We start from the raw sequence: 21,072 nt of genomic DNA on the forward strand, positions 1-21,072 counted from the left end.
AGACATGACGATCCCTGCAAGCCTCACCTGGCTGCTTGAACTGGCCTCGAACTACGTCTTCTTCTATCCATTGGTCATGACGCACGTCTGGCTGGCCGGCGCCGCGCTGTATTACATCAAATGGGAGCGTGGCCAGCCTGAACGTATCGTCCTTGGCCATACCCCGATGGTCTCGATACTGCTGCCTTGCCACAATGAAGAAGACAATATCCACGACACCATCGGCTGGCTGGCCAGGCAGGATTATCCCGACTACGAGATCGTGGCCATCAATGACGGTAGTTCCGACAACACCGGTGCGCTGTTGGACCAGCTCTGTACCAGGCACCCCAGGTTGCGCGTTGCGCACCTGGCCGAAAACCAGGGCAAGGCGGTCGCGCTGCACGTCGGCGCACTGATGTCCAGGAGCGAATACCTGGTCTGTATCGACGGCGATGCCCTGCTCGATGTCAATGCCTGCAGCTGGATGGTGTCGCATTTCGCCTATCCGAACGTGGGCGCCGTGACCGGCAATCCACGTATTCGTAACCGCTCGACGCTGCTGGGCAAGATCCAGGTCGGAGAGCTGTCGAGCATCGTGGGCATCATCAAGCGGGCGCAACGCATCTACGGTCGTATCTTTGCCGTCTCCGGCGTGATCGTCGCCTTTCGCAAGTCCGCATTGGCCGATGTCGACTTCTGGACCCCGGACATGATCACCGAAGACGTCGACATCACCTGGAAGCTGCAGAGAGCGGGTTGGGACGTCCGTTTCGAACCTAACGCGAAATGCTGGATCCTGATGCCCGAGACACTGGCGGGCCTGTGGAAGCAGCGCGTACGCTGGGCGCAGGGCGGTTGTGAAGTCTTCCTGCGCAATGCGGGCGTGTTGTTGCACTGGAAGCAACGCCACATGGTGCCGATGTATCTCGAGTTGGGCGCCAGCCTGCTGTGGGTGTATGCGGTGGTCATGCTGAGCGCGATCGAGGTGGTCGACCTGCTGCTGGGCCCGGGCTCGACGCTACCGCCATGGCACCTGCTGCTGTCGACCCAGAACACGTTCTTTGTCCTGATGCTGGCGTCGCTGTTGCAGTTTGCCTTTGGCCTGTATCTCGACAGCCGTTACGAGAAGAAATTGTGGAAGACCTATTTCTGGATCATCTGGTATCCGTTGGTGTACTGGCTCATCATCATCTGCGCGACCTTCGTCGGGCTTCCAAAAGCGGTCTTCAAGAAAAAAGGCAAACGGGCGATCTGGACCAGCCCTGACAGAGGATTCAAGCCATGACCCCGGAACTCATTACCCATCTCGATACTTCCAGGCATCGCTGGCTGCGTGCCCGCGATACCGTGCTGCTGTGTTCCTGCTGGCTGGTCTGGGGCGGTATGTTGATGGCGGTCTTCCACGGCGGCGAATGGGGTGCGCTGGCGTTATCGTTCAAGCACTGGCTGTTGGCACAGCAAATATTCTTCCGGTCGCTGATGGCGTCACTGCACGTCCCGATGCTGTACTTCCTGGCGCTGGCCATGCTGGTCGCGGGGTTCCTGCTGTGGTCGGTGCTGAACCTGGCATTGGCGCCGCACCGGCGCGCACTGCGGCACTCGCCGCTGACAACGCAAGAGCTGGCCTGTCATTTCAACCTTGACCCGACCTTGATCGACGCGATGCAAAAGGAAAAACGGGTGCTGGTGTTCCACGCGCTATCCGGTGCCGTCACGGATGTGCGGCCCATCCACGGGGCACGCGTGCCGGCGCCGGCCAAGGCATGAAGCCGACCGGCCGCAACCGTATGCCTCGAACCGGATTGCGCATCGCGCGCCTGGTGCTGCTGGCGATCCTGCTGTCATCGTCGGTGCAGCAAACATCCTGTGCGCCTGTTTCGCCACCCGGCCAGCCCGGGGCGGCATCGGCGGCGCCGCTGCAGATCGAGCTGGTGGTCAGGACCATCAACAATTTCAAGACCGACGAGGACGTGGTCGGGTTCTTCCGGCTGGCCAAGAAGTCCGGCGTTACAGCCGTGCATGTCAACGTCAAGCAGGACGAGGACGACGAGCGTCCTTCCGGCGAGGTCTATTACGCCAGCAGGCTGGCGCCGGTGGCAGCCGGCTATGAGCAATTCGATGTCCTGGCGGCAGCGGTGGCGCAGGGGCGCCGGCTCGGCATACGCGTCTATGCGTGGATGCCGCAGTTTCACGATCAGGCCGCCATGCGTCTGCATCCGCAATGGCAGATGCAGTCCGCCGAACAAGGCGCCAGCCGTCCCTACCAGGGCAAGGAAACCACGGAATTCTTCATCAATCCCATCGACCCTGCGGTGCAGGCCTACCAGCGCAGCCTGATCGAGGAGGTCGCACGCAACTACCAGGTCGACGGGATCTCACTGGACTGGTTGCGTTTCGACGACCTCAACATGGACACGGGCGACTACACCCGCCAACTGGCCCGACAGGAAATCGGCATTGATCCGCTCACCATCGATTTCTCGCGGCCATCGGCGGCGTCGGCGCTCTGGCAACGCTGGCGCACCCGCAAGATCGGCGACTACGTGCGCTCCGTGCGCCAGATGCTGGATCAGGTCCGTCCACAGGCCAAGCTGGGCGTTTTTCTGTTGCCGCCGGAATTCACCGAGGTCGGCCAGGACCTTTCCCTGTTCAGCGGCGACCTGGACGAAGCGCTGCCGATGGCCTATTTCATGGACTGGGGACTGCCCAGCCAGTGGGTCAATTCGAGGTTGCTGCACGACGTCGAACGCAAGAAGAGCGCGGCGACGTCGATCAAGCCAACGCTGGATGGCACCGGGACGCTGCAACAGAACGTCGATATCCTGCGCGGCATCAAGCGAACGTTTCCGCACATTCGCGCGGTCGCCTGGTTCTCTGCCGTGTATTGGCAAGCGGCCGACATGGAACGCATCGCGGCCATGCATCGTGCCGCCGGGAGCGCGGAGCAGGGCCGCGCAGCCAGGAAGTGAGTCTGTCTTGCGTGCGCTGTCGGCACCGGATCGACCGCTGCCGACCAAGGCCGACCGGCGGGGCAGGCGATCGACCTGAAGCGAAACCGCTTCAGCTGAAAAGCGGGTTTTCACGCAACCGCGCTACTGTCAGGTCAATGAAGGCACGCACCTTCGCGGGCGATTGCCGTCCTTCCGGATAGAGCACATGAATGGGCAGGGGTGGTTCTTCGAATTGGGTCAATACCAGCTGCAGCTTGCCCTTCATCAGGTCCGGTCCGACCTGATAGAGCAATACCCGGGTCAGCCCCCAGCCTTGTCGCGCGGTGGCAATGGACGCTTCGTTGGTATTGGTCTGGAGCGTCGCATCGATCGATACGCGCTGGCCATCGGCGAAACGCCACTCGGGTGAAGCCCAGGCGCCGGTGGAGGTGGCGATGCGATGTCGCTTCAGGTCGGACGGGGTCAGCGGCACGCCGTGCCGTTCGAGATAGTCCGGCGAGGCGCAGATCACGCGTCGCACGCAACCGACCTGTATCGCGGTGAAGCCCGAATCCGGCAGGTGGCCGATGCGAACGGCCACATCGATGCCTTCATCGACAATATTGACAGGCCGGTCGACGAAGAAGGTGCGCGCGCGCATGTCGGGATAGGTGTCCAGATATTCGGTCACGATGGGTAACACATACATCTGGCCGAACATGACCGAGGCGGTGATGGCCAAGGTACCGGAAGGCTTGGCGTAGTGACCGGCGGCAGCGGCTTCGGCTTCGGCGATTTCAGCCAGGATGCGACGGCAATCGTCGAGGTAGCGCAGGCCTGCTTCGGTCGCCTTGACGCTGCGGGTGGTACGCACGAACAAGCGCGCGCCGATCAGTTCTTCCAGGGCCGCCACGGTACGCGTCACCACCGGCGCACTCAATTGCATCTGCAGCGCGGCCTTGGTGAAACTTGCAGTTTCCGCGACGTGCACGAAGATCCGCATTGCCAGCCAACGGTCCATTCACCAGCCCTTCCTCGTATGTCAACGAATGTTCGTGCGCGTCTCCGGTGCCATGTCAGGCTGATCGGACAGCGTGCCTGCGCCAAGGCCGGGCATGCGGGGCGGGAAGATTTCTCCGGGCCAGCGGCGCGGCACACTCGCAGGCAGCGTCAGGCGCACCGGCGGCAACGGCCGTGCAGGCACTGGCGGATTATGTCTCATTTTGCTTCCTTTCGAAAGACGACCACGGAGCCGCTTCGCCTGCGAGCCGTTCGATGATTGCGCAGGCCTGCGCATCGATACCCGCGCGCAAGGCCTCGCCGCGCTGCCGCCGGGACGATCCCGCACGGCATGCCAGGGCCAGTGCGATTGCCTTGGCGCTGCGGTGGTCGAAGCTCAAGCCCTGTCTTGCCGCCTTGATCTCCGCACGCGTCATGCCCAGGTGGCGACCGCGTTCGTCCTGTTGCCACAGCAGGTCCCGATCGGGACTGTCTGCGGTGAGCGCCAGGACGATGGAAAACCGCAGCTTTTCATCGTAGATGCCTGTCGCTGCCATGATCAGAGCGCCAGTTCGACGCGTGCCGCACCGGTTGCTGCCTGGCGCGCCGGCATGGCACAGCAGAGCAGCACCTCATCCTCGCCGACCTTGGCCTGTGGTGGCTTCAGGTAGGTCACTTCGCCGGCGAGCAGCCTGGTGCGACAGGTACCGCAATGGCCTTCCCGGCAACTGAATTCGGGCGCCAGGCCGCGCGCTTCGGCCAGGTCCAGCAGGGTGCCGACGTCTGGCGTCCAGCGTGCCTGCTTCATGGTATTCATGAACATCACCGGCACTGCCCCGGTCGCCACCGGCGCAAGGAGCGGGGTCGAGGCCAATGCCGCCGCGTCGCTGCTGCGGGTCACCGACGCCGGTCCGAAAGCCTCCGCATGGATGCGATCATCGTTGATGCCATGGCCGCGCAAGCCATCGTAGATCGCCTGCATGAACGACGCAGGACCGCACAGGTAGAACTCGTAGTCGCCGAAGGCCAGCGTGCGGCCCAGCAGCGCCATGTCGATGCGTCCTTGCTCCTCGTCGTCCTGGCCCTGGCTGGCACCGGTGACGTCACTGAGCACCCGCACCACCTTGAGCGCGCCCTTGGCGGCGGCGGCCAGTTGCTCCAGTTCGCGATCGAAGGCGCGCTCGCCCTTGGAGCGGGCCGAATAGAACAGTGTGGTCGGCCGTACGCGCTGCTTGCGCAATCCTTCGTAGACGATATGGCGCAGCATCGCCATCATCGGCGTGATCCCGACCCCGCCGGCCAGCAGCACCACCGGTCGCGACGACCTCTCGTCGAGCATGAAATCGCCTGCCGGCGCACGGACCTCGAGACGGTCACCTTGCCGCAGGTGGGCATGCAGGTGTCGCGACACCTGGCCATCTTGCTTGACGCTGATACGGTAGTGGCGATCCGACGGCGCCGAGGAGAGCGTGTAGGTGCGAATCACTGGCGGCTCGCTATCCTGGCTGCCGTTGGGTTGCACCCTGATCGGCAGGTGCTGGCCCGGCAACCACGGCAGCAGGCCGGCGCCGTCGTCGGGTTCCAGGTAGAAAGAGCGGATCGTGGCGCTCTCCTGCACCACACGCGTGACCTTCAGGGTCCGCCAGCGGGTAGCATATTGCTGGGCACGCGCGCGTTGTTCGGCCTGCTGCCAATCGCCGGTCATCAACGAACTCGGCGACCAGGCGTCTTCCTGCAGCTTCCAGCGCAGGGCAAGCGCGCCGGGACGGCGCACGATCCTGCGCGGGCGGAAGGTCCACAGTCGTTCCGCACCCTGGAAGGCGGCAATGTCGGGCGACTCCAGGATCACCTCGGCCTGGCCGCTCATCTGCAGCACCTCGCCCGTCTCGAAATCCACGAACAGCAGGCCAGCCTTGCCGTTGAGGACGAGATTGCCCAGCGTCGAGAAGAACAGGTTGCCGTCGAAATCGGGGATGGTCAGCGTGCCGTCCTCGTCGACCCGTACGAACCCGGCGCGGCCACCGCGATGCGATACGTCGACCTGGCGGCGGTCGTCCAGGTCGATATAGGATGCGACGAAGAAGGCATCGGCCGCAGCGATCCGTGCACGCGCGGGCTGGTCCAGGCTGGCCAGTTCTTCCACCGTAGCCGAGAAGGGCGCAGCCGGTGCCCGATCGAAGTGGAAGTCGCGCAACTGGATGTAGCGTGGGCAGTTGCCGAAGCTCTGGTCGACTTCGACCCGGATGCCCCCCTCCAGGGGGGCAAGATAACCATTCATGCGATTGCGGCGGCGGGTATGCATCTCGATGCCCAGCAACCCCACCGGCGCACCTTCAACCATGCCCTCGCCGGCTGGATCCTGAAGCGAAGGACGGCACAGGATGTCGAGCACCTTGGGCGAGGGCGAAGACATGAAGCCGGGCTGCCCTTCCAGCAAGGTTGCCCAGGCATCGCCACGGGAATCCACGCTGCCGGCCACGATGAAGGGCAGCTGGCCGTAGAAATCACGGTGCTGGTCGGGCATGAAGTCGCGCACCACGCGGCGCCCCAGTGCTTCCATCTTTTCCTCTACGCCCAGCGCGCGCTGGAGGAGCTTCTCGCCTGCATGCCAGGTCGGCAGGGTGTTCGATGGCTTGGCCATGTCTTGCCTCGGGTAGGTGGATTGTCTTGGACGGTGCGCCGACGCGGTCGCGTCTGCGTGGCCGATCAGGCGAGCGCAGTGAGTCCGGCCGGGGTCTTCACGAAGGGTACGAACCCGGGCAATTGCTCGATGCGTTCCAGGAAGCGGTTGACGGCGCTGTAGCCACCCAGGTCGACGTTACCTTCGGGAGCGCGGGCGATATAGCTGTAGGCCGCGACGTCGGCGATGGTGGGGTGGTCGGCGGCCAGCCAATGGCGATCGGCCAGATGCAGCTCCATCCTGTCGAGCAGTACATGGGCGCGCTTGATCACTTCCTGTGGATGGTAGTCGGCACCGAAGACGGTGATCATCCGGGCCGCTGCCGGGCCGTAGGCGATCTCGCCGGCGGCCACCGACAGCCAGCGTTGCACGGCGGCTGCGTCGGCGGCGTTGTCGGGCAACCAATCGCTGCGTCCGGCGACCTTGGCCAGGTAGACCAGAATGGCATTGGAGTCGGCGATGACCGCACCGTCATCTTCCAGCACGGGCACCTGGCCGAAGGAATTGAGCGCCAGAAATTCTGGCTTCTTGTGCGCACCGGCCATCAGGTCGACTTCGATCAACTGGGCATCCAGGCCGAGCAACGAGGCAAACAGGACGACGCGGTGCGAATGGCCGGACATCGGGTGGTGGTAGATCTTCATGGTGAGGCTCCTGGGTGGGTTGTCCCGGTCCTGGCTTGTTGCCGGACCGTGAAGCCAGTGTGGGGCCATCCGCCCATGATGAGAATCCGCGTATTCGGCACTTCTTTATTGTCCAGGCAGGAATAATCTGCTGGAAAGGCGTGCGCCATGGCGCAACGGGTCAAGGGGATATGCCCGATCAGCGACTACCCGGCGCTGATGAGTCAAGGCGGATTGCTTCAAGGCACCGGCAGGGGCGGCAAGAACTGACCCCACGATGCAGGAAGCGGCGTGAGTTCGCGATCGATGTCGTGGTAGAAGCGGTCGCTATCGTGCAAGGCTCACCAGTGCCTGCTGCAGCGAGTCGGCATATTCAGGATGCTGGCTGTGGAGATGGTGAAGTTCATCTTCGATAGCCAGGCTGAGGAGCGCCCTGCAGCCCGGGGCATCTGCGACGTGCGCGATGCACAGGTGTTCCACTGCGCGCGCGACGATCGATTCCATGCGGTCGATGTACGCCACGCCATTGGCGGCCAGGTAGGCGATATTCTTGATCAACAGCATGTAGTGCTCTACCAGCAGCGTTGGTGTATCCATGTCGGTTCTCCCTTTTTTCTCGAGCCAGACTTTAGGCCAGGCGGCAAAGATGAGCTATCGGGAAAACCCCGGGCAGGAAAGCCCCTATCTACAAAACGTGTTCCCTGCCGTTAGCATCAATGCAGGTACCGAATCGGCGGTCCTCGACGGGAGCAGCGAGCATGACCAAATTCTACGTGTCGTACAAGCAGGAGAGCCAGCCGGCCATGGTTGAGTTGGCGCTGGAGGTGGACGAGCCCGCACTGAGCTGCGACATCGTCATGCGCGCATTGGCCAGGCATCTGGATCCATCGGTCGAATGGCCTTTCGCGGTCAATCCGGTTGATTGTCCGGCCGATGCCGATCTCGGTGAGCGAGCGGCCAGGTTGAGCCGGTCGTTGGCAGAGCGGCGCTATCTGAAGCTGGCGTATGTCACCTATCGGCCAGCCGGCACGGTGCTGGAATTCACCTGTTGATGGTGGTATCGACGTGCGCGAGTAAAGGGGATCGAAGTGCAGGGGATCGAAGTGCAGGGGATCGGCGTCGCGGCGCCGGATAGCTGCCCGCCGCGGTCCGCGATCAGGGGAAGGTCAAGTCCAGGCCGAGCATCCTGACCAGCAGGAAGGTGGCCACCCCCAGGGCGAGCAACGACAGGAAGAAGACTGCGGCCACCTTGCCGCTGGCGCGCAGCACCGAGCGCGTTTCATTGCCTTTCTTGCCTTGATCGTAATGCCACTTGATGGCGAAGAACATGCCGGTGCAAAGCACGACAGCCTTGAACGCGACGAACACTACCGGGACCCAATCCATCATTGTGCGTATTTCCGTTTGCAGGGGAGACAAGAAAATCCGATAACGACCCGTGTTGCCCGCACGTCATCGGATACAAGCACAGTCAAACCCTTGGTCGATCCTGGCCGCTACCAATGTAGTGCCAGCGATAAGTCTGAAAATAGCCCAGGCGTGTCACTGTCCCCTTGACACGTTGCTGCATTCTACCGAACCCGGTCGTGAGCGGTCCACAAGACAAGATCCATACAAGTCGGCCGGACTTCAGGCTACCAACTGGTCTCCCGCTCCGCCGTCGACGAAATCCTGTGGATCGACAGGTCGGCGCCTTCGAATTCCTGTTCGGGGTCGAGCCGGATACCCAGGGTGGCCTTGAGCATGCCGTAGACGATCCAGCCGCCGGCCAGTGCAATGGCGATCCCCAGCAGGCTGCCGGCGACCTGCGAGGACAACGACACACCACCGCGTCCGCCCAGTGCCGTCGCGCCAAAGATGCCGGCCGACAGGCCACCCCACAGGCCACAGAGGCCATGCAGCGGCCATACCCCCAGCACGTCGTCGATCTTCCAGCGGTTCTGGGTCCAGGTGAACATCCACACGAAGATGGCGCCGGCCATGCCGCCGGTGACCAGCGCACCCAGCGGATGCATCAGGTCGGAGCCGGCACAGATGGCCACCAGCCCGGCCAATGGTCCGTTATAGACGAAGCCGGGGTCGTTGCGGCCCAGCACCAGCGCCACCAGCGTGCCCCCGGCCATGGCCATGAGCGAATTCATGGCCACCAGGCCGTTCATCTTGTCCAGCGTCTGCGCACTCATCACGTTGAAGCCGAACCAGCCCACCGTCAGGATCCACGCGCCCAGCGCCAGGAAGGGGATGTTGGAAGGCGGGTGGGCCGCAATCGCGCCTTCCTTGCTGTAGCGCCCGCGGCGCGCACCCAGCAACAGCACCGCCGGCAGTGCGATCCAGCCGCCCACGGCGTGGACCACGATGGAACCGGCGAAGTCGTGGAAGGGGGCGCCGAAGCGCTCGGTCAGCCAATCCTGCAGGCCCAGGTGGCCGTTCCAGGCGATGCCCTCGAAGAAGGGATAGACCACGCCCACCAGTACGGCGGTGGCAATGAGCTGCGGGTAGAACTTGGAGCGCTCGGCAATGCCGCCCGAGATGATGGCCGGGATCGCCGCCGCAAACGTCAGCAGGAAGAAGAACTTGACCAGCTCGAAGCCACTCTTCTGCGCCAGTGTCTCGGCGCCGGCAAGGAAGCCCACCCCGTAGGCGATGTAGTAGCCGACCAGGAAGTAGACGATGGTCGAGACCGCAAAGTCGGCGAGGATCTTGACCAGCGCATTGACCTGGTTCTTGCGACGCACGGTGCCCAGCTCGAGAAACGCAAAGCCGGCATGCATGGCCAGGATCATGATGGCGCCCAGCAGGATGAACAGCGCGTCGGCGCCGTTTTTATGATCTTCCACCGCAATATCTCCCAAAAAGTGTGCACGGAATCGTTTGAAGATCGGTTCCAAAGCAATATCCGTTCCATTTTGGTGCTACCGGACTAAGTGACTGATTATAAAGACTCTTGCATCTTTGACCGGTTGATATGAGGCCCCATATGCACGGCTATTGGGCGAAATGGCAGGGCCGGCGCGCGACGGCGCCATATCTTGGTGCGTTACTTGCGTGCAATCAAAACCCGGTATCCAGGCCGACGCCGTTGTTGCCGCCGCGCCCGCCCGCGCCACCCATGCCACCCATGCCACCCATGGCGCCACCGCTTCCCATGCCGCCGGACGGGCGCGCGCCGCGTCCGCCGCCATGGCTGCCATCGCTCTTGCCGGGGCCGTCGGCTACCCGCTGCATGCGGTCGAGAATGTAGTCCTGCACCTGCTTGAGCTGGGCGTCGTCGAGGGCGTCGGCCATCGAGAACCAGATTTCCCTGAGCTGGCGCGCTTCCTGTTCGGACGCCGCGCCGTCGTCGTCATAGCCGCGCGCAAGCTCGCGCAACTCGGCATCGGGCGTGCGCAATACGCGTTCGGTATCTTGCTGCAGGCGAGCGCGCCGCTGCTGGCGCTGGTTCAGCACGGCGCGCGTCTTCTGGTCGCTCTGTTGCCACAGCGTCTGCTGGTTGGGTGTCAACCGCAGGTCCTTCCTGAGCTGCGCGGTCATCGGCAGGATGTCGCTGGCGATCAGGTCGACCAGCGCAGTGGCTTGCGCCGCAAGAGCGGCCATCAATAGCGCACAGGCCACGCCTGCCCGCAGCGCACGGCGCAGCGATCGGGGAAAGGGAAAAGGGTGCATCATCGCCTCGAGGAAAACGGCCAATGGCCGAAGGCGACGATTTAATCAGGACTCGGGCGGGCGTGGCGGCGGTGAAGCATCCGGTAACACTTCATTGATGCTCCCCGACGGCGCCTCAGCCAGGGCCGGCCAGCTTGCGCGAGATGGCCGCGCAGGCCTGCAGCAAGGGATCGATGTAGGACGCACGACAATCTTCATGGCGCCGGAACAGCGGGATGCTGATGCTGATGCAGGCGACCGGTACGCCGTCGGCGCCACGGATGGCGGCGCCGTAGCAGAAGATCTGCGCTTCGTTTTCTTCGCGGTCCTCGGCGTAGCCTTGCGCCCGGGTCTGCTCGATCTCGGCCCGCAGGGTGGCGATGTCGGTGATGGTGTGTTCGGTAAAGCGGTCCATGCGGATGGCCGACATCAGGTGCTCGCGTCGTTCGGGGGCCAGTGCGGCCAGGTAGGACTTGCCCACCGAACTGGAGTACAGCGTGACGCGGGTGCCGATGCGCGAGCTCATGCGCACGGCCTGCGGGCTTTCGAGTTTTTCTATGTAGACCATGCCGGCGTCGGACGGCACCGCCAGGTGGACCGTCTCGCGGGTGGCGTCGCGTAGGGCGCGCAGGTGGTCGATGGCAGTCATGCGGATGTCGCTGCGGTCCCAGGCGCGACTGGCCAGGTTGATCAGCCGCGGGCCGACTTCGAACTGGCGCGTGCGCGGGTTCTCGACCACCATGCCTTCGGCCATCAGCGCGCCCAGGATACGATAGACGGTCGGCCTTGGGTAGCCCGACAATGCCGCCAATTGCGCGATGGATAGTGGCTCGTTCTGGTCGGCGATCAATTGCAGCACAGCCACGAACTTCGAAAAGGCGGCGGTGCCGGCGATCCTGGTCTGGTCTTCCGTGGCGTGGTCTTGGGTGGGCATGGGTACTCGTGGACGGTGGGGCCTGTGCGCGGCGATTATAGCGGACGCAAGATTGCGCACGACTCAAAAAAGCCCGCGCCAGCTTGGAGGCCGACGCAGGCAATGGCATGCAATCTTCGCTTTATCCACAGGCGCTCGCCGGGCCGGGCGCAACGCGGCTGTGGGTAGTTCATCTTTCCGGGGTGCCTCAGGCGATCAGGTAACCGCCATCCACCGGCACGATGGCACCGGTCATGAAGGACGCGGCGGGGGTACACAGGAAGGCCACCACGTTGCCGATGTCCTCGGGGGTTCCCCAGCGGTTCAATGGCGTGCGTTGCAGGATCGGGCCGGCGCGCGCCGGGTCGTCCTGCAGCGCCTGCGTCAATGGCGTGGCGATCCAGCCGGGCGCGACCGCGTTGACGCGGATACCGTCGCCGGCATAGGCAATGGCCAGCGACTTGGTCAGTTGCGCCACGCCGCCCTTGCTGGCGCTGTAGCCAGGCACCAGGCCGCCACCGAAGAAACTGAGCATCGAGGCGGTATTGACGATGCTGCCGCCGCCACTTTTCTTGAGCAGCTCACGGGCAGCGGCGCATACGCGCATGGTGCCGGTCAGGTTGACCGCGATCACCTGCTCGAAGACCTCGGTCTCGAGTTCGGCGCCGCGCTTGATGATGCCGGCGCAATTGACGACGATGTCGAGTTGGTCGATGCCAGCCATGGCATTGCGTACGCTGTCTTCCGAGGCGACATTCATCTCGATGAGCGAGATGCCGGTGCCGGCGAATTCGTCGGTCGCGAACGGCGGCAGGCCGGCGGCGATGACACGTGCGCCCAGCGCGGCCAACTGGCGCGCGATACCGCCACCGATGCCCTGCGTGCCGCCGGTGACCAGGGCGGTCTTGCCCTTGAAGATATCGGGAGTGAAGCTCATGTCTTTTCCTTTTGTCGATGGGTCTCGATTGCAGTCGGGGGACTGGCTGGATGGCGCCGGCCGGGCGGTCGGCGCCATCGGGTCAGGCTCCCGTGGGAATCAGGCGTGCGAGTCGATCGGCTTGTCGACCACGAACATGTACACCAGCGCGGCGGCAAAGGCCACCACCGCACTGATCAGCAAGGCGTTGATGAACGAGTGGGTCTGGTCGACCACGATACCCGTCACCAGCGGTGCCAGCGAGCCGCCAAGGTAGCCGCCGAAGTTCTGCATGCTGCCCAGCGACGCTACCAGGCGGCGCGGAATGGCCACCGACACCAGCGCCCAGGCACCGCCGGAAGCCATGTTGACGAAGGCCATGGCCAGCGAGATGTAGACGATCGCCATGGTGGTGCTGGGCGTATAGGCGGCCGGGATGGTGAACGCACCGGCACCGATCAGGCCGGCACAGATGGGCCACTTGCGGCTGCGGATCGGGGCCATGCCGCGTTTCATGAGACCGTCGGCGATATAGCCCGACGACAGCATGCCGAGGGTACCGAAGATGTACGGAATCACCACCACCCAGCCGGTGCGCGCGATCGACAGGTGACGTTCGTGCTCGAGGTAGGCGGGCAGCCAGGTCAGGTACAGCCAGACCATGTAGATGACGCCCATGAAACCGAACAGCATGCCCCAGGTGGTGCGGTACTTGAACAGGCTTTTCCACTCGTTCCAGGTCAGCTTGGCGTTGGCATTGGGGTCGTTCTCGTCGCCTTCGGCCAGGTACAGGATCTCGGACGGGGTGAGTTCGACCTCATTGCGGTTGCGATAGAACAGGTACCAGCCGACCGACACGGCGATACCGGCGATACCCATGATGACGAACATCATGCGCCAGCCGAACGACAACATCAGGATCGTCAGGATAGGCGGCGCCAGCGCCGGACCGATGGTCGAGGATGCCACGAAGATGCCGGTGGGGCCGCCGCGCTCGCGCACGGCAAACCATTCCGACACCACCTTGGCGCCGGCCGGGAACTGTGGTGCCTCGCCCAGGCCCAGGAACACGCGGGCCACCAGGAATTGCTGCAGGGTGGTGACGAAACCGCCAGCCAGCTGGGCCACCGACCACACCATCATGCCGGCGCCCAGCATGATGCGCGCGCCGAACTTGTCGAGCATGGCGCCGATGGGCAATTGCGAGAACGCATAGGCCAACGAGAAGGCCGACAGCAGCAGGCCCATCTGCGACGCAGACAGGTTGAGCTCCTGGCTGACCGAATGATTGGCGATGGACAGGGTGCTGCGGTCGAGGTAGTTGACGATGCCTGCCAGCATCAGGAACGTCAGCCCGACCAGCTGCACGCGTTTGAGCCGGGGGCTCTTTTCTTTCTGGACTTCCATGAAATGTGTCTCCAAGTGTATGAGTAAATGCCATTTGGCTGTCTGCGTGCCATCGCCTTTTGTTTGGCGCTTGATGCCGCAGACATCTTTTTAGTGTTGTGTAGGCAACGCTGTCGTCGCCGGCGTTGTGGATGCCGCCGGCGCTGTCGGGTCGACCGTTGCCGGTCGGTCCGGTACGCAAGGCGACCAGGGGCGCCCATTGCGTTGTTGCCTTGCCCGGATCATTCTTGCCGGCCGCCATCATCGGCAGCCGTGGTCGGGCCGGGCCGTCAATACGTGGCGCGGCCGCCCGAGAGATCGAATACGGCACCGGTGTTGAAGGTACATGACCCCGAGCACAGCCAGGCCACCATCTCGGCGACCTCGTCGACCGTGCCCAGGCGCGCCATCGGGCTCTTGTCGATCATGGTCTGTACGTGCGCCGGATTCATCTGCTGCAGCAATGCCGTATCGACCGCCGCGGGCGCCAGCGCGTTGACCAGCACGCCCGCCTTGGCCAGTTCCTTGCCGAGCGACTTGGTCAGCGCCAGCACGCCGGCCTTGGAGGCGCTATAGGCCGACGCATTGGGCGTGCCTTCCTTGCCGGCCAGCGAAGCGATGTTGACGATGCGGCCGCGACCGGCAACCCGCATGGCCGGCACCACGCTGCGACAGGCGTGGAATACACCCAGCAGGTTGACGTTGACGATGCGGTGCCATTCGGCCACGTCGTATTCGTCCAGGGGCACGGTCGATCCGGCGTAGCCGGCGTTGTTGACCAGGAAGTCGATGCGCCCGGTCGCGGCCAGCAGGCGCTGCGTCGCGGCATCGGTGGACGCTGGATCGGTGATGTCGACCTCGTCCTGGCGAAATGGCGACGCGGGGTCGGCCTTGAGGTCCCAGCACACCACCTGCGCGCCGGCGCGTGCCAGGCGTTGGCCGATGGCCGCGCCAATGCCGCCGTTGCCACCGGTGACGACGGCCACGCAACCGTTGAAGTCATAGTCGGCGTTGTTATAGGTCATGCGGCGCTCCCGGGATCAGCGCACGAACTGGTCGACGTAGTCCGCGCCCAGGCCGACCGCCTCATAGTGCTTGCGGCACATGTCGAGCTTGGTATAGACATCTTCGTAGCCCTCGAACTTGCCCCAGGGATCGCAATAGAACATGACCCCGGTGATGTGGAAGTAGGTGATCATTTCCTCGACATCCTCGGGCACGAACAGGGTATGGGTCTCGCCGGGTGGCTCGAACACATAGCTGCCTTGCTCGGCGATCCAGTTGTGTTCGAGGTAGTGCCAACGGCCCTTCAGCACCATGCCGTGCACCGGTGCCGGATGACGATGGCGCGACAGCACGCCCGACTTGCGCACGCGCAGCAGGTTGGTCCAGTAGCCTTGCGACACATTGAGGCACAACGGACGGAACCAGACGTTCTCGGCCTGCGGTACCCAGATGCGTTCGTCCTCGGGAATGGCCGGGTTGACCACGATCTCCAGCGGCGCTTCCTTGGGGTTGGGGAATTGATAGGGCATCAGCTTGGCTGCGGCCGGCGAGATGTCGCTCATTGGGTTCTCCTCATCAGTATTCTGGCGACCAATGTTCACTATATGGACATATGGTCTGCAATGTGGTCACTGTGAGCGAATGCCGGAAGGATGTCAAGCAGGCGGCTGGCGTCCGGCTCGGCGAGAAGGCGAGTCCGGTGGCCGAAAAGGTGGGGCCGGCCTCGAAGGCGAGAGTGTAGACAACGCCGCACGCAATGCGAGGGCGTCTTCGATGAAAATTCTGAACCGCGCTTTTCATGCGTGGCAGATGTCGACTACGCGACCTTGCGGATGTAAGCGAATTGGCAGGATATGCAGGTAAGATGCTGCTGTCCGTGCGCTGCAACAAACCATGGGGGTGGTGCGGCGTCGCGCGCACAAAGGGGGGAGCAGGTTGCAGCTACAGCTGCGACGTGCATTGAGCAAAGCAGGCAGTGACCTGTTCCCAGGCATACAAACATAAGAACCTGGAATCAAATGAAATCAAGTCATCCATCTTTCAGTCGTGCGCTCATCGGCGTCGCCCTGGGCGTCGCCGCCTTGCTGTCGGGGTGCGCCGTCAACATGAAGGTGCCGATCAAGGACCCGGTGGTGTCGGCTACGCAGTATGAGAAGGCAGGCGAGTTGCCGCCGGTGGCGCTGGCATTCAAGGACGCCCGGCCGGAGCCGGAAAAGAAGGCTATCCTGGGCGGGACCATTCCAATGCAGCTGGTCTATCAGGACAAGCCCTTCGATGCGCTGCCCTGGCTGTCGACCCAGGTCACGCGCGAGATGGTGGCACGCGGTTTGCCGGTGACGCAGGCTGGCGCCGGCGAGAGTGGCACCGAGGTGCTCATCCGCCGGGCACACATCGAGAACTATCGTTCCAACGGCTTCTCGCCTTTCATCACCTTTACTTCACTGCGGGCCGATGTACAGACCCCCAAGGGGTTGCAGCGCGTGACGGCCTACGTCAAGCGCGGCAAGGTGCCGGTCTGGAGCTTCGATGAAATCATCGATCCGACCTTCAATACCCCGCTCGGTCTGGTGGCCAAGGAACTGGCGGCGAAGTTGAACCAGCAGCTGTATGGCCAGGTGGTGAGTGACGCCACGGTCAAGGCCTTGCTGGCCAAGCTCAAGCAGAACAATGCCGCGCCCGAGGATGCTTATCTCGATGTCTATGAACTGGGATTCAGCAATAACCCGATTGCCATTCCCGAGCTGGCCAAGCTGGTGACGCACTCCAGTGAGTATGTGCGGCTGGCTGCCATCTCGTCGCTCGGCATCCTCAAGGCGGCCGACCAGTTGCCCCTGCTGATGGCAATCTACGAGAGCAAAGACAACATCTGGCAGGATCGCGCCATGGCATTGAAGTCGATCGGGGATATCGGCACGCCACGGGCCTTCGCCTACATGAGAAAACAGTCCAAGAGCCTGGGCAAGGGTGACGACAAGGAAGTCAAGTGGACCCGGGAAATCCTGCGCCTGTACCGTAAGTAGGATAGGGCAGGTAATCCGGGATTACCGCCAGGGGCCGCGCATCGGGTGCGGCCCTTTTTCGTCCAGCGCCTGCATCACTCGTCCCAATGCACCTGGGCGAACGCCTCGCCGAGGAAGTCGAGCATGGCACGCACCTTGGCCGGCAGGTGGGCTCGACTGGGGTAGACCGCATAGATGCCCAATTCGGGCGAGGTGTAGCCGTCCAGCAGCGCCACCAATTGGCCGCTGCGCAGGTACTGGTCGATCATGAAGGTCGGCTGGCGGGTCAGACCGATGCCGCCCAGCGCGGCTGCCACGCAGCTGTCGCCGTTGTTGACGTGCATGCGCGAATTGACCTTGACGCTGACCGCCCCCTCGGGACCGCTGAAGTGCCAGTCGTCCTTGCTGGCGTTGTAGCTGTATGAGATCGCCTGGTGCTGCGCCAGTTCGTGCGGATGCAGGGGCGTGCCATGCTGTTGCAGGTAGGCCGGCGAGGCGCAGACATGCAGGCTGGTGGTGGCGAGCTTGCGGTGTACCAAAGTCGAGTCCGAAAGGCGGGCGATACGGATGGCCAGGTCGAACCCTTCGTCGATGATGTCGACGATACGATCCGATAGCGTGATGTCGAGACTGACCCCCGGATGGCGATCCAGGAAGATCGGCCACAACGGCGCCAGGTGCAGCACGCCGAAGGTCTGCGGTGCATTGATGCGCAACAGGCCCGAGGGTCTGGAGGCGCCGGCGCTCAACAGGTCGTCGGCGGCATCGAGGGCGGCCACGATCTGCTTGCAGCGTTCCAGGTACAGGATGCCGGCTTCGGTGAGCGACAGGCGGCGGGTGGTCCGCTGCATCAGGCGCGAGCCCAGTCGTGCCTCCAGGTCCAGCACGGTGCGCGAGACGGCCGCCTTGGAGATGCCCAGTGCATCGGCGGCCTTGACGAAGCTGCCCAGGTCGGCCACAGCGATGAAGCATTCGATTTCCCGCAGTTTGTTCAAATCGTTATCCCCGAGACGGCGCCGCGTGGCGGCGGGGTCCAGGGTTGCGGGCGCGCCGGTCAGGCGGCTGCCGGTAGTTGTTCAAGCAGCCTGGCATGACTGCCAAAGGCGAAGGCATCCATGCGCAGGCTATGATACGTCGAACCCGTGTCCAGGTGCACGAATTGGGTCCAGTCGTCGGCCGCGCCCATGGCGAAGAACAGCGACAATAAATGTTCGTCGGAGGGATGGGTGCGTATCGCATGGGGCGCCGTGGTGCGATAGCCGAACAACGCTTGCAGGTCGCCGGCGCGCATGCGCTCCAGGAACCAGTGCAGGAATTCGACGGTATGCGGCGCATCCGGGGCGTGCGGGTCATTGCGTTGCAGCTCGCGCAGGTTATGCGTGAAGCTGCCGGAGCCGACCAGCAGGATGCCCTCCCTGGCCAGTGGCGCCAGCAGTTGCCCGACGCGGAAATGGTAGTCCGGCGGCATATGCGATTGCAGCGACAACTGGATGGTCGGCACGTCGGCCTGTGGATAAAGATAGCGCATCGGCACCCAGGCGCCGTGATCCAGGCCCCAACTGCCGTCGGTGCTGGCTTCGATGCCGCCGTCGCGCAACAGGCGGGCGACGTGTTCGGCCAGCGCCGGGGCGCCCGGGGCCGGGTAGTCGAGTTGGTACAGCGCGGCAGGGAAGCCGCCGAAGTCATGGATGACCTGTGGTTTCAACTGGTTGCCCACGCGCGCGGACATGGTTTCCCAGTGGGGCGACAGCATCACCACTGCCTCGGGCTGCGGCAGGGTGGCACCGACCTTGGCCAGCAACGGGCCGGTGCGCCCTGGTTCGACCGCCATCATGGGCGAACCGTGCGACACGAACAGGGATGGAAGGGCGACGGTGGACATGTGATCTCCGGGCAAGGGTCTTGACGAGCTGGTGCCATGTGCCACAGGCAGCAGCGCCTGATGACACTCTAGCCGAGCCGGGGAGCCGGATAAATCGGTGCGGGCGGGAAGGATTGTCTTGCGAAGATTGACAATCCCCCCGGGTGGCGGGTCAGTCGTTGCCTTCCGCGTGCGGCTTGGCTTCTTCGCGACGGTTGGAGCCGGCCACCATGTCGAAGCGGAACAAACGGCATTCGAGGGCGCCGTTGAAGAACGGGGTCTTGCGCGATTCCTTCAGGCGCATCAGCTTGGGCAAGCCCAGGTCGGCCGAGAACAGGAACACCTTCCAGCCGGCAAAACGCTGCTTGAGCGTGCTGGAGAAGTCGGCGAAGAATTGCGTGAACAATTCTTCGGTCGGCAACGCGCGGTCGCCGCGCACGCCGATCCGCTCGCCGTAGGGCGGGTTGGTCAGGATGATGCCCACCAGCGGTGCGCCGTCGGGACCGAGCGGCGGCTTGACTTCCTGGGCTTCGATCTGCTTGAGCGGGATCTCGAACTGGATGCCGGCGCGACGCAGGTTTTCACGCGTCAGTTCGACCATGTCGCCCGAGATGTCGCTGCCGAAGATGGTCGGCGTGGTCGGCAGCGCATTGGGTTTGAAGTCGCCCTTGATCGACAGCCAAGCGCCGGCGTCGAAGTTGCTGAATTTCTCGAATGCGAAACGGCGCCGGGCGCCGGCCGGCACCCCGGCCACCATCTGTGCCGCTTCGGCCAGGATGGTGCCCGAGCCGCACATGGGATCGAACAGTGGCACGCCCGGTTTCCAGCCGCTGGTGCGCAGCAGGCCGGCGGCCAGGTTCTCGCGCAGCGGCGCGTCGCCGGTTTCTTCACGCCAGCCGCGCTTGAAGAGCGCTTCGCCCGAGGTGTCGAGGTAGACCGTGAAGTTGTGGGCATCGACGAAGCCGGCGATGCGCATGTCGGGCGTGCGGGTGTTGACCGAGGGCCGCAGCTTCATCAGGTCCAGGAAGCGGTCGCAGATGGCGTCCTTGATCTTGAGGGTGGAGAACTCGATGCTCTTCAATGGCGACTTCACCGCGGTCAGGTCGACGCGAATGGTATGCGAGACCTTGAACCAGTCTTCCCAGGCCTGTGCCAGGGTCAGGTCGTAGATGTCGTTTTCATTCTTGTAGGAACCGTGCGCCATGCGCAGCAAGACCCGGCTGGCGATGCGCGAATGCAGGTTGAGCTGGTAGGCCGCCAGCAAGGTGCCCGAGCAGTGCACGCCGCCCGGCACCTGGTTGTGTACCTTGAGCGCGGCGTCCGGGCCGGCGTGGATCGCGATCTCGCCCAGTTCTTCGGCCAGCGCCGCCTCCAGGCCGCGCGGGCACGGGCAGAAGTAGGAGTAATTCGTTTGTGTGAATTGCATGGGGTACCTTTTATCCGTGGTCTAACAAAAATAACTAATACGATTGCTTCAACTGCTTCAACTGCTTCAACTGCTTCAACTGCTTCAACTACCGGAGATGATCAACTACCGGCGAAGGCCCGCTCGACGAAGTCGAGCCGGTCCTGGCCCCAGTAGCCTTCACCCTGGTAGATGAACCAGGGCGCGCCGAACACGCTGGCGGCATTGGCTTCGTCGGTAAACCGGTCGAACTCGGCCTGTACGCTGGCCGTCTCGGCCGACTTCAACAGCGTGGCGCCGTCGCGTTCCTGGGCGTTGGCGATGGCCACCAGGGTGTCGCTGTCGGCGATGTTGCGTTGTTCTTCCCATACCGCACGCATGAAGGCGCCTGCCAGCTCGAGGGCGGCGCGGCTGCCTTGCGCCAGCTGGACGGCAATGATCATGCGGGCGGCGGTGTCGCTGTTGACCGGGAAGTAGGTCGGCTGCAGCACCATCGGCTTGCCCAGGTACTCGCTCCAGCGCGCCAGTTCCTTGAGCCGATACGCCTGGCGTTGCGGGGCGCGCTTGGCCAGCGGCAGGCCACCCGAGACGCCGAATATCCTCGACAGGTCGAACGGCTTGGGGATCACCTGTACCTGGTGCTTTTCGGCCATGGCCACGAAGCGGTCGTGGCCCAGGTAGGCGAACGGCGAGTGTGGCGCGAAGAAGTATTCACAGACTTTGCTCATGA

At 63.6% G+C, this 21,072-nt stretch carries 22 protein-coding genes; 5 read left to right on the forward strand and 17 right to left on the reverse strand.

The genetic code is table 11. From position 1 onward, the window contains the following. Positions 1–4 precede the first annotated feature (4 nt). The 3 genes from pgaC to PMI40_RS07755 are packed head-to-tail and all read left to right on the forward strand — an operon-like array spanning position 5 to position 2,951. The gene (gene pgaC / locus PMI40_RS07745) at positions 5–1,267 is read left to right on the forward strand and encodes a poly-beta-1,6-N-acetyl-D-glucosamine synthase (protein ID WP_008113837.1); all 1,263 of its coding nucleotides are present in this window, start codon (positions 5–7) and stop codon (positions 1,265–1,267) included. Next, positions 1,264–1,749, forward strand: coding sequence for a PgaD family protein (locus PMI40_RS07750; RefSeq protein WP_008113839.1), 486 nt, complete (start codon positions 1,264–1,266; stop codon positions 1,747–1,749). The genes pgaC and PMI40_RS07750 overlap by 4 nt, the downstream gene beginning before the upstream one ends. Positions 1,750–1,769: 20 nt before the next feature. Beyond that, positions 1,770–2,951, forward strand: a complete 1,182-nt coding sequence (locus PMI40_RS07755) for a family 10 glycosylhydrolase (protein WP_157221469.1) — start codon at positions 1,770–1,772, stop codon at positions 2,949–2,951. Positions 2,952–3,042: 91 nt separating this feature from the next. Here PMI40_RS07755 and PMI40_RS07760 read toward each other — a convergent pair whose 3' ends face one another. The 5 genes from PMI40_RS07760 to PMI40_RS07780 form a co-directional block, all read right to left on the reverse strand. Further along, on the reverse strand, positions 3,043–3,933 hold the full coding sequence (locus PMI40_RS07760; protein ID WP_008113844.1) for a LysR family transcriptional regulator: 891 nt from the start codon (positions 3,931–3,933) through the stop codon (positions 3,043–3,045). A gap of 190 nt (positions 3,934–4,123) precedes the next feature. Beyond that, a complete protein-coding gene (locus tag PMI40_RS07765) occupies positions 4,124–4,468 on the reverse strand; it encodes a hypothetical protein (RefSeq protein WP_008113845.1) in 345 nt (114 codons plus the stop codon). A 2-nt stretch (positions 4,469–4,470) separates the two neighbouring features. After that, positions 4,471–6,552: a pyridoxamine 5'-phosphate oxidase family protein gene (locus tag PMI40_RS07770; RefSeq protein ID WP_008113847.1), complete on the reverse strand. Its 2,082-nt coding sequence runs from the start codon at positions 6,550–6,552 to the stop codon at positions 4,471–4,473. 65 nt (positions 6,553–6,617) lie between these two features. Beyond that, the gene (locus PMI40_RS07775; protein ID WP_008113849.1) at positions 6,618–7,235 is read right to left on the reverse strand and encodes a glutathione S-transferase family protein; all 618 of its coding nucleotides are present in this window, start codon (positions 7,233–7,235) and stop codon (positions 6,618–6,620) included. 306 nt (positions 7,236–7,541) lie between these two features. Then, positions 7,542–7,811 carry a hypothetical protein gene (locus PMI40_RS07780; protein ID WP_008113853.1) on the reverse strand — a complete coding sequence of 90 codons (270 nt, stop codon included), beginning with the start codon at positions 7,809–7,811 and terminating at the stop codon, positions 7,542–7,544. Between the two features lie 161 nt (positions 7,812–7,972). Here PMI40_RS07780 and PMI40_RS07785 point away from each other — a divergent pair, with 161 nt between their 5' ends. Next, positions 7,973–8,266 carry a hypothetical protein gene (locus PMI40_RS07785; protein ID WP_008113855.1) on the forward strand — a complete coding sequence of 98 codons (294 nt, stop codon included), beginning with the start codon at positions 7,973–7,975 and terminating at the stop codon, positions 8,264–8,266. A 103-nt stretch (positions 8,267–8,369) separates the two neighbouring features. Here PMI40_RS07785 and PMI40_RS07790 read toward each other — a convergent pair whose 3' ends face one another. The 8 genes from PMI40_RS07790 to PMI40_RS07825 form a co-directional block, all read right to left on the reverse strand. After that, complete coding sequence (locus tag PMI40_RS07790) at positions 8,370–8,603, reverse strand: hypothetical protein (protein WP_008113857.1); 234 nt, start codon at positions 8,601–8,603, stop codon at positions 8,370–8,372. Positions 8,604–8,848: 245 nt separating this feature from the next. After that, positions 8,849–10,051, reverse strand: coding sequence for an ammonium transporter (locus tag PMI40_RS07795; RefSeq protein ID WP_008113859.1), 1,203 nt, complete (start codon positions 10,049–10,051; stop codon positions 8,849–8,851). A 214-nt stretch (positions 10,052–10,265) separates the two neighbouring features. Next, the gene (locus PMI40_RS23525) at positions 10,266–10,877 is read right to left on the reverse strand and encodes a hypothetical protein (RefSeq protein WP_008113862.1); all 612 of its coding nucleotides are present in this window, start codon (positions 10,875–10,877) and stop codon (positions 10,266–10,268) included. A gap of 115 nt (positions 10,878–10,992) precedes the next feature. Further along, the gene (locus PMI40_RS07805; protein ID WP_008113863.1) at positions 10,993–11,790 is read right to left on the reverse strand and encodes an IclR family transcriptional regulator; all 798 of its coding nucleotides are present in this window, start codon (positions 11,788–11,790) and stop codon (positions 10,993–10,995) included. A gap of 187 nt (positions 11,791–11,977) precedes the next feature. Further along, a complete protein-coding gene (locus tag PMI40_RS07810) occupies positions 11,978–12,706 on the reverse strand; it encodes an SDR family NAD(P)-dependent oxidoreductase (protein WP_008113865.1) in 729 nt (242 codons plus the stop codon). A gap of 99 nt (positions 12,707–12,805) precedes the next feature. Beyond that, positions 12,806–14,092 carry an MFS transporter gene (locus PMI40_RS07815; protein ID WP_008113867.1) on the reverse strand — a complete coding sequence of 429 codons (1,287 nt, stop codon included), beginning with the start codon at positions 14,090–14,092 and terminating at the stop codon, positions 12,806–12,808. 269 nt (positions 14,093–14,361) lie between these two features. Further along, positions 14,362–15,096, reverse strand: coding sequence for an SDR family NAD(P)-dependent oxidoreductase (locus PMI40_RS07820; protein WP_008113872.1), 735 nt, complete (start codon positions 15,094–15,096; stop codon positions 14,362–14,364). A gap of 15 nt (positions 15,097–15,111) precedes the next feature. Continuing rightward, positions 15,112–15,639 (reverse strand): 2,4'-dihydroxyacetophenone dioxygenase family protein, encoded by a 528-nt coding sequence (locus PMI40_RS07825; RefSeq protein ID WP_008113874.1) that lies wholly within the window; start codon positions 15,637–15,639, stop codon positions 15,112–15,114. 456 nt (positions 15,640–16,095) lie between these two features. Here PMI40_RS07825 and PMI40_RS07830 point away from each other — a divergent pair, with 456 nt between their 5' ends. Beyond that, on the forward strand, positions 16,096–17,097 hold the full coding sequence (locus PMI40_RS07830; RefSeq protein WP_008113875.1) for a HEAT repeat domain-containing protein: 1,002 nt from the start codon (positions 16,096–16,098) through the stop codon (positions 17,095–17,097). Positions 17,098–17,171: 74 nt separating this feature from the next. Here the strand turns inward: PMI40_RS07830 and PMI40_RS07835 are convergent, their stop codons facing one another. The 4 genes from PMI40_RS07835 to PMI40_RS07850 all read right to left on the reverse strand — a co-directional run bounded on the left by PMI40_RS07835 (position 17,172) and on the right by PMI40_RS07850 (position 21,070). Further along, entirely contained in the window at positions 17,172–18,071 is a 900-nt protein-coding gene (locus PMI40_RS07835; RefSeq protein ID WP_008113876.1) for a LysR family transcriptional regulator, read from the reverse strand. 59 nt (positions 18,072–18,130) lie between these two features. Next, on the reverse strand, positions 18,131–18,958 hold the full coding sequence (locus PMI40_RS07840) for a dioxygenase (protein ID WP_008113877.1): 828 nt from the start codon (positions 18,956–18,958) through the stop codon (positions 18,131–18,133). A gap of 151 nt (positions 18,959–19,109) precedes the next feature. Further along, positions 19,110–20,363, reverse strand: a complete 1,254-nt coding sequence (locus PMI40_RS07845) for a class I SAM-dependent RNA methyltransferase (RefSeq protein WP_008113878.1) — start codon at positions 20,361–20,363, stop codon at positions 19,110–19,112. Positions 20,364–20,464: 101 nt separating this feature from the next. Continuing rightward, positions 20,465–21,070, reverse strand: a complete 606-nt coding sequence (locus PMI40_RS07850; protein WP_008113879.1) for a 2-hydroxychromene-2-carboxylate isomerase — start codon at positions 21,068–21,070, stop codon at positions 20,465–20,467. Positions 21,071–21,072 lie beyond the last annotated feature (2 nt).

This window comes from Herbaspirillum sp. YR522, from assembly GCF_000282575.1.
GTDB lineage: Bacteria > Pseudomonadota > Gammaproteobacteria > Burkholderiales > Burkholderiaceae_D > Herbaspirillum.

Coding starts and splice junctions, on each gene's coding strand:
- PMI40_RS07750 (WP_008113839.1), top strand. CDS start 1,264: ATGACCCCGGAACTCATTACCCATCTCGATACTTCCAGGCATCGCTGG.
- PMI40_RS07785 (WP_008113855.1), top strand. CDS start 7,973: ATGACCAAATTCTACGTGTCGTACAAGCAGGAGAGCCAGCCGGCCATG.
- PMI40_RS07825 (WP_008113874.1), bottom strand. CDS start 15,639: ATGAGCGACATCTCGCCGGCCGCAGCCAAGCTGATGCCCTATCAATTC.
- pgaC (WP_008113837.1), top strand. CDS start 5: ATGACGATCCCTGCAAGCCTCACCTGGCTGCTTGAACTGGCCTCGAAC.
- PMI40_RS07755 (WP_157221469.1), top strand. CDS start 1,770: ATGCCTCGAACCGGATTGCGCATCGCGCGCCTGGTGCTGCTGGCGATC.
- PMI40_RS07760 (WP_008113844.1), bottom strand. CDS start 3,933: ATGGACCGTTGGCTGGCAATGCGGATCTTCGTGCACGTCGCGGAAACT.
- PMI40_RS07775 (WP_008113849.1), bottom strand. CDS start 7,235: ATGAAGATCTACCACCACCCGATGTCCGGCCATTCGCACCGCGTCGTC.
- PMI40_RS07780 (WP_008113853.1), bottom strand. CDS start 7,811: ATGGATACACCAACGCTGCTGGTAGAGCACTACATGCTGTTGATCAAG.
- PMI40_RS07810 (WP_008113865.1), bottom strand. CDS start 12,706: ATGAGCTTCACTCCCGATATCTTCAAGGGCAAGACCGCCCTGGTCACC.
- PMI40_RS07820 (WP_008113872.1), bottom strand. CDS start 15,096: ATGACCTATAACAACGCCGACTATGACTTCAACGGTTGCGTGGCCGTC.
- PMI40_RS07840 (WP_008113877.1), bottom strand. CDS start 18,958: ATGTCCACCGTCGCCCTTCCATCCCTGTTCGTGTCGCACGGTTCGCCC.
- PMI40_RS07790 (WP_008113857.1), bottom strand. CDS start 8,603: ATGATGGATTGGGTCCCGGTAGTGTTCGTCGCGTTCAAGGCTGTCGTG.
- PMI40_RS07770 (WP_008113847.1), bottom strand. CDS start 6,552: ATGGCCAAGCCATCGAACACCCTGCCGACCTGGCATGCAGGCGAGAAG.
- PMI40_RS23525 (WP_008113862.1), bottom strand. CDS start 10,877: ATGCACCCTTTTCCCTTTCCCCGATCGCTGCGCCGTGCGCTGCGGGCA.
- PMI40_RS07845 (WP_008113878.1), bottom strand. CDS start 20,363: ATGCAATTCACACAAACGAATTACTCCTACTTCTGCCCGTGCCCGCGC.
- PMI40_RS07805 (WP_008113863.1), bottom strand. CDS start 11,790: ATGCCCACCCAAGACCACGCCACGGAAGACCAGACCAGGATCGCCGGC.
- PMI40_RS07765 (WP_008113845.1), bottom strand. CDS start 4,468: ATGGCAGCGACAGGCATCTACGATGAAAAGCTGCGGTTTTCCATCGTC.
- PMI40_RS07830 (WP_008113875.1), top strand. CDS start 16,096: ATGAAATCAAGTCATCCATCTTTCAGTCGTGCGCTCATCGGCGTCGCC.
- PMI40_RS07815 (WP_008113867.1), bottom strand. CDS start 14,092: ATGGAAGTCCAGAAAGAAAAGAGCCCCCGGCTCAAACGCGTGCAGCTG.
- PMI40_RS07850 (WP_008113879.1), bottom strand. CDS start 21,070: ATGAGCAAAGTCTGTGAATACTTCTTCGCGCCACACTCGCCGTTCGCC.